The organism is Streptomyces sp. TRM64462, assembly GCF_013362995.1.
Lineage (GTDB): Bacteria > Actinomycetota > Actinomycetes > Streptomycetales > Streptomycetaceae > Streptomyces.
This window is the reverse complement of record NZ_JABWDV010000091.1, coordinates 1-8,575: the sequence shown is the minus strand read 5'-3', so window position 1 is coordinate 8,575 and position 8,575 is coordinate 1. Positions and strand designations below refer to the sequence as shown.

Here is an 8,575-nt window from a genome sequence, read left to right as displayed (position 1 = left end):
CCGGCGGCCTCGCCCAGCGCGCTGCCACCGCACTCGCCCTCGTCGGGGACGCGCCCCTGCTGCTCGCCGACGAACCGACCACCGGCCTCGACCGTGACCTCGTCGACCGCACCGCCGACGAACTGCGCCGCCACGCCGACGGCGGCCGCGCCCTGCTGCTCATCACCCACGACCTGGCCGCCGCCCGGCGCGTCGCGGACCGGGTGGCCGTCATGTACGCGGGCCGGATCGTGGAAGTCGCCCACGCCGAACGGTTCTTCAGCGAGCCGGGCCCCCGCCACCCGTACGCCCGCGGCCTCCTCGCCGCCCTCCCGGAACGGGACTTCACGCCCATCCCCGGTATGCCGCCGGAGCTGAGCGCCCTCCCGGACGGCTGCGCCTTCGCACCGCGCTGCGGCCTCGCCACCGAGGCGTGCGGCACGCTGCCGCGCCTCACCGGCGGCGTGGCCTGCCACCACGCCGCCCGCCCACCCCGCGCCCAGGAGACGGCCCGTGCTTGAACTCCACGCCATCACCGCCGGGTACGACCGCCGCGCACCCGTCGTCCGTGACGTGTCCCTCACCCTCGCGCCCGGCGAGGCCGTCGGCCTGCTCGGCCCCAGCGGCTGCGGCAAGTCCACGCTCGCCCGGGTCGCCGCGCTGCTGCACCGCCCCGACGCGGGCCGGGTCACCGTGGACGGCGAGGAGGTACGGGGCTGGCGCCACCGCGCCCCACGCCGGCTGCGCACCGCGATCGGCGTCGTCTTCCAGCAGCCCCGGCTGTCCGCCGACCCCCGGCTGCGGCTGTACGACCTGATCGCCGAGCCGCTCCGGGCGACCGGCCGCCGCGCCGAAGTGCCGCTCAGGACCGCCGAACTCGCCCGCCGCACCGGCCTCACCGACGACCTGCTGGCCCGCCGCCCCCACGAGGTCAGCGACGGCCAGCTCCAGCGCGCCTGTCTGGCCCGCGCCCTGGTGCTGCGGCCCCGGTGGCTGGTGTGCGACGAGATGACGGCCATGCTGGACGCCTCGACCACGGCCGCCCTGGTCGCCGTCGTCGAGGACTACCGCCGGGAGTCGGGCGCGGGCCTGCTGGCCGTGGGCCACGACCGGGTGCTCCTGGAACGCTGGTGCGACCGCACGGCCGACTGGCCGGCCCCGCGGCACGCCGAGCCGGCGAAGCCGGGCGTCGGGGCCGGGGAGCCGGGCGCCGCGTAACGCCCCGGCACGGATTCCTACCCGTTCGGCCGACATGCCGTACGGCCGGACGGCGCCGCCACTCCGCAAGACTGGCCGCCGAACTCGCCGCACCCGACCTGTGCGGCACCGGGCCGAGGAGGGTGACACATGGCCGTATCCATCTCCGTGGTGGTGCTTCTGCTGATCCTGGCGGTGGTGTTCCTGCGCAGCGGCGGCCTGAAGCTCTCGCACGCGCTGGTGTGCGCCCTGCTGGGCTTCTTCCTCGCCGGGACGAGCCTCGCCCCGACCATCTACGACGGGGTGTCGGCCACGGCGGACGTGGTCAGCAGCGTCAAGCCGTGACCCGCCTGCCCAGCGCGCCCGGACCGCGGAACACGTACGGCGGCGGCGCACCGCCCGCGCCCTCATCGGCCGGCACCCGGACGAGCCCGTGGTCCGGGGACAGCGCGCACGCCGGATCCGTACGGGCCGCGTCGCCGGTGAGCGCGTACGCCTGGCAGCGGCAGCCGCCGAAGTCCTCGTCGCGCCGGACGCAGCTTCGGCACGGTTCGGCCATCCAGGCGGTGCCGCGGTAGCGGGTGAACGCCGTCGAGTGGTCCCGGATCCACTCCAGCGGCCGGTCCAGGACGTTGGGCGGATCCAGGCCCGGCAGCCGGGCCGCGGCCGGGCAGGGGAGCACGGTGCCGTCGGGTGTCACGGTGAGCGAGACGGCTCCCCACCCGCCCATGCACGGCTTGGCGACGCCGTCGAAGTAGTCGGGCACGACCCAGACGAGCTCCGGCCGGCCGGGGCCCCCGGACGTGTCGGAGAGCCGTTCGCGCCATCGGCGGACGGCGTCCCGGGCGCGGGAGAGCTGCTCGCGCGTGGGTATCAGCGCGGCGCGGTTGAGCAGACCCCAGCCGTAGAACTGGGTGTTGGCGAGCTCGATGCGGTCCACGTCCCAGGACACGCCCAGTTCGACGACGGCGTCGACGGCGTCGAGGTTGTGGCGGTGCAGGACGACGTTGAGCCCGAGGGGCAGCCCCGCCCCGCGTACGAGGGCGGCGGCACGCTCCTTCGCGGCGAAGGAGGCGCGGCCCGCGATGCGGTCGGACGCGCCCGGGTCGGCGTGCTGCACGGACAGCTGGACGCTGCGCAGGCCGGCGTCGCTCAGCGCGGTCAGCCGGGCCTCGTCGAGACCGACGCCACTCGTCACGAGCTGGGTGTGGATGCCGGCGGCGTCCGCCGCCGCCACGATCCTCTCCAGGTCGGGCCGCAGCAGCGGTTCACCGCCCGAGAGGTGGGTCTGGACGACGCCGAACGCTCCTGCCCGGCGCATCACGTCCGTCCACTGATCGGTGGTCAGCTCGCGTGACCGCCGCGTGAGCTCCAGCGGGTTGGAGCAGTACGGGCACCGGAGCGGGCAGGCGTGGGTGAGTTCGGCCAGCATGGCCCAGGGGCGGCCGGGTGTGCCGGCCGGCGCCGCGGACGTCATCGCAGCCAGCCCTCCTTTCGCAGACGGTCGAGGAAGGGTGGGACGTCGGCGGCGACCGGAGCGCCGGGGAAGCGTGCGGCCAGCTCGTCGACGATGGCGCGCACGGTGCGGGTCGCGTCGCACAGCCCGACGACGAGACCGGCTCTGCCGGTGAGGACGACGACACGCTCGGGAACGACCAGCAGGTCCGCGCCCCGCACCGGGTCGTGGCGGCGCACGACGACCGGTGAGAGGGCCGGCTGCCAGTCGGCCGCGGACGGCGGCCCCTTCACGCCCCCTCCGGGCAGTGCTCGTGGGCCACCGCGTCGAGGAGCGACCACAGGACGTCGCACTTGAAGCGGAGCGCCGCCACGGCACGTTCCTGGTCCTCGCGGGTGTACGCCCAGGAGAGGACGAGGCCGAGGGCCTCGGCGCTGTCCCGCCGGCCCTGGGAGACCCGGGAGCGGAAGTAGGCGAGGCCGTCCGGTTCGATCCACGGGTAGTGGCGTTCGAAGGCCTCGATCCGCGTGCGCATCAGGTCCGGTGCGGTCAGTTCCGTCAGCGACGCGGCGACGGCTTCGAGGGGCGGCCGCAGGCGGCAGAAGTTCACATAGCCCTCGACGGCGAGCCGTACGCCCGGCAGCACGGTGTCGCCGCGCAACAGCGTCTCGCGGTCGATGCCGGCCGCCTCGCCCAGGCGTAGCCACCGCTCGATACCGCCCGTGCCCTCCTCCACGCCGTCGTGGTCCTGGATGCGGCGCAGCCACATGCGGCGCAGCGCGGACGTCGGCAGCTTGGCGGTGATCAGCGCGTCCTTGACGGGGATGTGGCGTTGGTAGTGGAAGCGGTTGGCGATCCAGCAGCGCAACTCGGCCTGGCTGAGCGCGCCGCTGTGCATACGGATGTTGAAGGCGTGCCGGTCGTGGTACCGCTCATCGGGCACCGCGCGGAGCCGTGACTCGAACTCCTCGGTGCTCCAGGGCGCGTCGCCGACCGGAGTGAGCGGCGTGGTCAGCACTCGATCACCATCCCGTCGCAGGCCACCTCGATGCCCAGGTCGGCGAGCCGCTTGTGCTGCGGTGCCGCCGGGTCGACGAGGGGGTTGGTGTTGTTGAGGTGGGTGTACAGGCACCGGGCGGACAGCGGGGCGAGGAGCTCGGCGGTGCCTCCCCGTCCGTCGATGGGCAGGTGGCCCATGCCGGTGGCGGTGCGGTCGGAGATGCCGCTGCGCCGCGGCTCCTCGTCGTCCCAGAAGGTGCCGTCGACGATGACGAGGTCGGCCTCGGCTGCGGCTTGCCGGAGGCGTTCGGGCCAGGCGGCGAGGGCGGGGGCGTAGACGGCGGACGCGCCGGTGGCGGTGTCGTACAGGCGCAGCGCGACGACCCAGGCGTCGTCGTCCGGGGCGTCGGCGGCGTACCGCGGGCGCTTGCCGGACACGGGAAGTGCGCTGATCCGCACGGCCGACGTGCCGCCGTCCAGCGGTCCGTCCCCGCGCCGGGGCAGTTCGCGCCAGGTCACGGACGTGTACGGGTCGAGCACCGCGCCCAGCCGCAGACGGTCGATGAGCGCCTCGCGCACGGGAGCCGTCGCGACCACTTCGAGCCGTTCCGCCTCGCGCAGCCGGGCGATGCCGAGGGTGTGGTCGAGTTCGGCGTCCGTGAGGACCAGACCGGCGACCGGAGTCCGACGCCGCCCGGGCCCGGGGCGGAGCCCCGCCCCGTCCTCGATCTGGTCGCCGATGTCCGGCGTGGCGTTGACGACGTACCAGGTGCCTTCGCCCGCCTGGACGGCGAGCGAGGCGTGACGGCGGCGCCGCTCCGGGTGGGCGCGTGCCCCGGAGCACCCGGGGCACGCGCAGTTCCACTGGGGCAGTCCGCCGCCTGCGGCAGTGCCGAGCACCTGCAGCAGCATGGGCCGGCTAGACGGATTCGCTGTAGTAGCCGGTGACTTCCAGCGCCGTCTCGACGACGGTGTGCCCCGGGGCCTCCCAGTCCGTCTCGTCCGCCGTCCGCGCGGCCGCCGGCTCCACCTGCTCCGTGACTTCCTCGGTTTCGTTCATGGCTGTGCCTGCCTTTCTCCGATGGGTGGGGGCCTACTTGATGGTCACTTCGAGGACGACGTCCTTGCCGACCTCGCGCCTGTCGCTGCCGAGCCAGAGCGCGTCGGCACCGGGGACCTTCGCCACGGCACGCAGCCGGCCGTACGTGCCCGGGTAGAACGCCGTCTTCGCGCCGACCGCGTCGGTGTCCCCGTTGATCGGGACACGCCACAGCCGCTGGCCGCGCAGTGTCGCGACGTAGAGGACGTTCCGTACCACGGCGAGCTGGGCCGGGACCCCTTCCTCGGGCTTCCAGACCGCCTTCGGGCCGGTCATACCCGCGGTGCCGCACGGCCCCTCGCAGGTGGGCCAGCCGTAGTTGGCGCCCGGCTTGATCAGGTTGAGCTCGTCGTACGTGTCCTCGCCGATCTCCGCCGTCCACAGCCGTCCGTTGCGGTCCCAGGCCAGCCCCTGCGGGTTGCGGTGGCCGTAGCTGAACACGCGGGTGCCGAACGGGTTGCCGGGAGCCGGGGCGCCGGACGCGGTGATCCGCAGGATCTTGCCGTTCAGGGAGTTCTTGTCCTGCGCGAGGGCCGGCACGCGGCCGTCGCCGGTCGCGACGTAGAGGTATCCGTCGGGGCCGAAGGCGATCTTGCCGCCGTTGTGGTCGCCGCCGCGCTGGATTCCGCCGACCAGGGTGGTGTAGCCGCTGAGCGTCGCGCCGTCGTAGTCCATCCTCACGACACGGGTGTCGGTCTGCGTCGTGTGCATGAAGTACACGCGCTTGTCCGTCGTGCCGTTCCAGGTGGGGGAGGGCGCGACACCCAGCAGTCCGCCGTTGCCGTGGGGGCGCGCGGGGCCGGCGACCGTGTGCGGCACCTTGCCGACCTGGGTCTTGCGGCCGTCGCGGTGAAGCCGGAAGACGCGGTACGTGTGGCGCTCGGTCGCCAGCGCCGAGTCGCCGTCCGGCAGGAAGGACAGCGACCAGGGCCCGGTCCAGTTCTGGGACAGGGCGCTGACGGCAGCGGGTGAACCGCCGTCGGGAATCGCCTCCCCGCCGCCCGCTTCCGTGGCCGATGCCGCCGGTCCGGTGGCCAGGAGCGCCGCCAGGGCGGCGAGCGAGGCCACGCCGCCACGGGAGGCCTTGCGGGAGCGACTGACGCGGCGGCTGCGCGAGTGATGCAGCACCGGACGCCGTGACTGTGCCATTGCGAACCCTTCCGTTCTCGGGGCCGCCTGCGCGCGTGAGGCGTCGACAGGCCGACGTGTCGGCCGAGCAGGACGAGCCGTCCCGGCGCGGCTGGTCCGTACGGCTCCGGAGTGACAGACACAGACGACGCGCCGCGACCGTCTGTCACGAGTCTTGACGCGATGCATCCGCCCGACCACTGGGGTTCACCCGTCGGGGCATCGGCGGACCATGGACCTCCCGCAGCCGCCGCGGCAGTCCAGCGGCTGCGGGGGTCAGCTCCGCCCGCGCGATCCGCGCGCCCTCTCGCCGCCGGTCACGACACCACCCGGTTCCGCGTCAGCCACGCGCGGCCGAAGTCGACCGCGTCGGCCAGCCCCAGGACCCGGCAGTCCGCCGCACCGACCCGGCCCCGCCGCACCGCGACCGTGCCCGACGCCTCCAGGTCCGCGCCCAGCGCGCCGAAGTCGCCGTCGTCCAGCGCCACGTCCTCGTACGCCCACCAGCGCCGCCCGGTAGCGCCCCCGGCCCCTGCCCCGTCCCGGACCACGCACCGGTACGTACGGCGTGGCGGCGCCGGCACCCGGTACTCGGCCAGGTGGAACGCCGAGCACGTGCCGTACCCGGTGCCCAGCAGCAGGATCCGCGCCCCCAGGTCGTACAGCCGGGCCAGCGGCGAGTCCTCGCCGAGGTGGCAGTCCGCGCGGTGCCCGGACACCACCTTCTCGGCGAACGGCCCGAGCGCCGCGAACGACGTCTGCGGATGGGCGCTGCGCAGCGCCCCCGGCGCCGTACGGACCAGCTCCGGCAGCACCCCGACCCCCGACGACGGCATACGCCCCGCGTCGTACGGCTCCATCGCCGCACGGAACGCGGCGGCCTCCGCGGCGCCGAGCCCCCGCACCCGCTGCCGGTGCTCCGCCGACGTGTCCGAGTTGTGGGCCGTGAACGCCGGCACGACGAGCGTCCCGCCCGGCCCGAGCGCCGCGCGCAGCGCCCGCAGCACCGCCGCGCCCCCGCCCGCCACCGGCCCCAGGGCCCGCAGGGAGGAGTGCACCAGCAGGAAACCGCCCGCCCCGACGCCCAGCGCGGCCAGCTCCGTGGTCAGTCGCCCCTCGTCCATGGCGGCTCATCGTAGAGGCGGAAGCCCCCGTACCGGCCGCGAGAAGAAGCCAAGCTCAAGGGTGTCCGAGGTGCGACGGCCGGACAGGGCGAGCAGCATCGACAGAGGAGTCCCGCACAGACCGGCGAGGCACGCCGAGCCCCGGAGGCCGGACCATGAGCACATCGCCCCGGCGACCTCACCCCCGGGTCGCCCGCTACCCCTCACTCCCCGACGACACCGTCCTCTGGGAACCGAGCGAGCGCTGGGTGCGCGCCACGAAGGGCGCGACGACCGTCGTCGACAGCCGCAGGCCGGTCCTCTTCTGGGAGCCCGGCGTGCCGGTGCCGCTGTACGCCTTCCCGGAGGCGGACGTCCGCACCGACCTGCTGCGCCCGGCAGCCGAGCCCCCGTCCGGCCGCCGCCACCCGGGCGCCACGGCGTTCCACGACCTGGTGGTGGCGGGCGGTACCACCCCGAACGCGGCCTGGACCCCGCCCGGCCCCGACCTCGCCGGGTACCTCGCCTTCGAGTGGTTCGGCCGCAGCGCCCTCGACCACTGGTACGAGGAGGAGACCGAGATCTTCGTGCACCCCCGCGACCCGCACAAACGCGTCGACGCCCTCCCCAGCAGCCGCCACGTCCAGGTCGCCATCGGGGGCACGACCGTCGCCGAGACACGCACCCCCGTGCTCCTCTTCGAGACCCGTCTGCCGGTCCGCTACTACTTCCCGCGCGACGACGTCCGCCTCGACCTCCTCACCCCCACGGACCACGTCACCCGCTGCCCCTACAAGGGCCTGGCCACCGACTACTGGTCCTGGACCGGCCCCGGCGACGTCCCCCCGAACGTCGCCTGGAGCTACCCCGCCCCGCTCCCCGCGGCCCACGAGATCACCGGCATGATCGCCTTCTACAACGAGTTCGTGGACCTGACCGTCGACGAGCAGCCCCTCCAACGCCCCGTCACCTACTTCACCACCCTCAACAGGGCGTCTTGACACGAGAGTTGGTCTAAACCAATGATTCGGGCATGCCGATACCGAGACCCCGTACGCGCGCCGCGGGCCGTGCCGTCGTGCGGACCGCGCGTGCCGCGCTCGCCGTGCTCGTTCCCTGGATCCTGCTCACCGGCTTCGCGCCGTGGCCCGAACCCGTGCCCGTCGTCTCCCGCGTCCCCACGGACGAACCCGTCGTCTTCCTGACCATCGACGACGGCTGGTACCACGATCCCGCCGCCGCACGGCTCCTCATCGACCGTCAGGTGCCCGCCTCGCTGTTCCTGCTCCCCGGAGCGTACGGATACGACTCCGGCTACTTCCGGACCCTCCTCGACCACGGCCCGTCCCGCGTCGAGAACCACACCCTCAGCCACCCCGACCTCGGCGCCCTCGACGCCGACGCCCAGCGCGCCGAGATCTGCGGCGCCCGCGACCGCCACCTCGCGCAGTTCGGGGACAGCCCCCGGCTCCTCCGCCCGCCCTACGGCGCATACGACGAGGAGACCCGCGCCACCGCCCGCGCCTGCGGCGCGAAAGCCCTCGTCACCTGGACCCACGACTTCACCACCTGGGGCCAGTCACCGCCGCCCGCACCCGCGTTGAAGGCGGGCGA

The 8,575-nt window shown here is 74.4% G+C and carries 12 protein-coding genes; 5 read left to right on the top strand and 7 right to left on the bottom strand.

All coding sequences use genetic code 11. From position 1 onward, the window contains the following. From HTZ82_RS04505 to HTZ82_RS04495, 3 genes are all read left to right on the top strand, one after another. Positions 1-500, top strand: a 500-nt coding sequence (locus HTZ82_RS04505) for an ABC transporter ATP-binding protein (protein ID WP_175407957.1), incomplete at its 5' end; no start/stop codon positions are given. After that, a complete protein-coding gene (locus HTZ82_RS04500; protein ID WP_175407956.1) occupies positions 493-1,197 on the top strand; it encodes an ATP-binding cassette domain-containing protein in 705 nt (234 codons plus the stop codon). The genes HTZ82_RS04505 and HTZ82_RS04500, both read left to right, overlap by 8 nt. A 129-nt stretch (positions 1,198-1,326) precedes the next feature. After that, the gene (locus tag HTZ82_RS04495; RefSeq protein WP_175407955.1) at positions 1,327-1,521 is read left to right on the top strand and encodes a hypothetical protein; all 195 of its coding nucleotides are present in this window, start codon (positions 1,327-1,329) and stop codon (positions 1,519-1,521) included. Here the strand turns inward: HTZ82_RS04495 and pqqE are convergent. The 7 genes from pqqE to HTZ82_RS04460 form a co-directional block, all read right to left on the bottom strand. Then, entirely contained in the window at positions 1,511-2,653 is a 1,143-nt protein-coding gene (gene pqqE, locus HTZ82_RS04490; RefSeq protein ID WP_175407954.1) for a pyrroloquinoline quinone biosynthesis protein PqqE, read from the bottom strand. The two genes, HTZ82_RS04495 and pqqE, sit on opposite strands and share 11 nt — an antisense overlap. Next, positions 2,650-2,925 (bottom strand): pyrroloquinoline quinone biosynthesis peptide chaperone PqqD, encoded by a 276-nt coding sequence (gene pqqD, locus HTZ82_RS04485; RefSeq protein WP_175407953.1) that lies wholly within the window; start codon positions 2,923-2,925, stop codon positions 2,650-2,652. The genes pqqE and pqqD overlap by 4 nt, the downstream gene beginning before the upstream one ends. After that, positions 2,922-3,647, bottom strand: a complete 726-nt coding sequence (gene pqqC / locus HTZ82_RS04480) for a pyrroloquinoline-quinone synthase PqqC (protein WP_175407958.1) — start codon at positions 3,645-3,647, stop codon at positions 2,922-2,924. The genes pqqD and pqqC overlap by 4 nt, the downstream gene beginning before the upstream one ends. Beyond that, positions 3,644-4,543, bottom strand: coding sequence for a pyrroloquinoline quinone biosynthesis protein PqqB (pqqB, locus tag HTZ82_RS04475; RefSeq protein WP_175407952.1), 900 nt, complete (start codon positions 4,541-4,543; stop codon positions 3,644-3,646). Before pqqB ends, pqqC begins: the two co-directional genes overlap by 4 nt. A 7-nt stretch (positions 4,544-4,550) precedes the next feature. Beyond that, on the bottom strand, positions 4,551-4,691 hold the full coding sequence (locus HTZ82_RS04470; protein WP_175407951.1) for a pyrroloquinoline quinone precursor peptide PqqA: 141 nt from the start codon (positions 4,689-4,691) through the stop codon (positions 4,551-4,553). 33 nt (positions 4,692-4,724) lie between these two features. Continuing rightward, entirely contained in the window at positions 4,725-5,798 is a 1,074-nt protein-coding gene (locus tag HTZ82_RS04465) for a PQQ-dependent sugar dehydrogenase (RefSeq protein ID WP_309235301.1), read from the bottom strand. A 377-nt stretch (positions 5,799-6,175) separates the two neighbouring features. Further along, positions 6,176-6,982: an aminoglycoside N(3)-acetyltransferase gene (locus HTZ82_RS04460; RefSeq protein WP_175407949.1), complete on the bottom strand. Its 807-nt coding sequence runs from the start codon at positions 6,980-6,982 to the stop codon at positions 6,176-6,178. 155 nt (positions 6,983-7,137) lie between these two features. On the opposite strand from HTZ82_RS04460, the gene HTZ82_RS04455 reads away from it, so the two are divergent. Further along, positions 7,138-7,962: a DUF427 domain-containing protein gene (locus HTZ82_RS04455; RefSeq protein ID WP_175407948.1), complete on the top strand. Its 825-nt coding sequence runs from the start codon at positions 7,138-7,140 to the stop codon at positions 7,960-7,962. A gap of 32 nt (positions 7,963-7,994) precedes the next feature. Beyond that, a partial coding sequence (locus HTZ82_RS04450; protein ID WP_175407947.1) for a polysaccharide deacetylase family protein occupies positions 7,995-8,575 on the top strand: 581 nt, incomplete at its 3' end.

Bases quoted from the DNA above. Each gene is read 5' to 3' on its own strand.
- HTZ82_RS04495 (WP_175407955.1), top strand. From the start codon at position 1,327: ATGGCCGTATCCATCTCCGTGGTGGTGCTTCTGCTGATCCTGGCGGTG.
- pqqE (WP_175407954.1), bottom strand. From the start codon at position 2,653: ATGACGTCCGCGGCGCCGGCCGGCACACCCGGCCGCCCCTGGGCCATG.
- pqqB (WP_175407952.1), bottom strand. From the start codon at position 4,543: ATGCTGCTGCAGGTGCTCGGCACTGCCGCAGGCGGCGGACTGCCCCAG.
- HTZ82_RS04470 (WP_175407951.1), bottom strand. From the start codon at position 4,691: ATGAACGAAACCGAGGAAGTCACGGAGCAGGTGGAGCCGGCGGCCGCG.
- HTZ82_RS04460 (WP_175407949.1), bottom strand. From the start codon at position 6,982: ATGGACGAGGGGCGACTGACCACGGAGCTGGCCGCGCTGGGCGTCGGG.
- HTZ82_RS04455 (WP_175407948.1), top strand. From the start codon at position 7,138: ATGAGCACATCGCCCCGGCGACCTCACCCCCGGGTCGCCCGCTACCCC.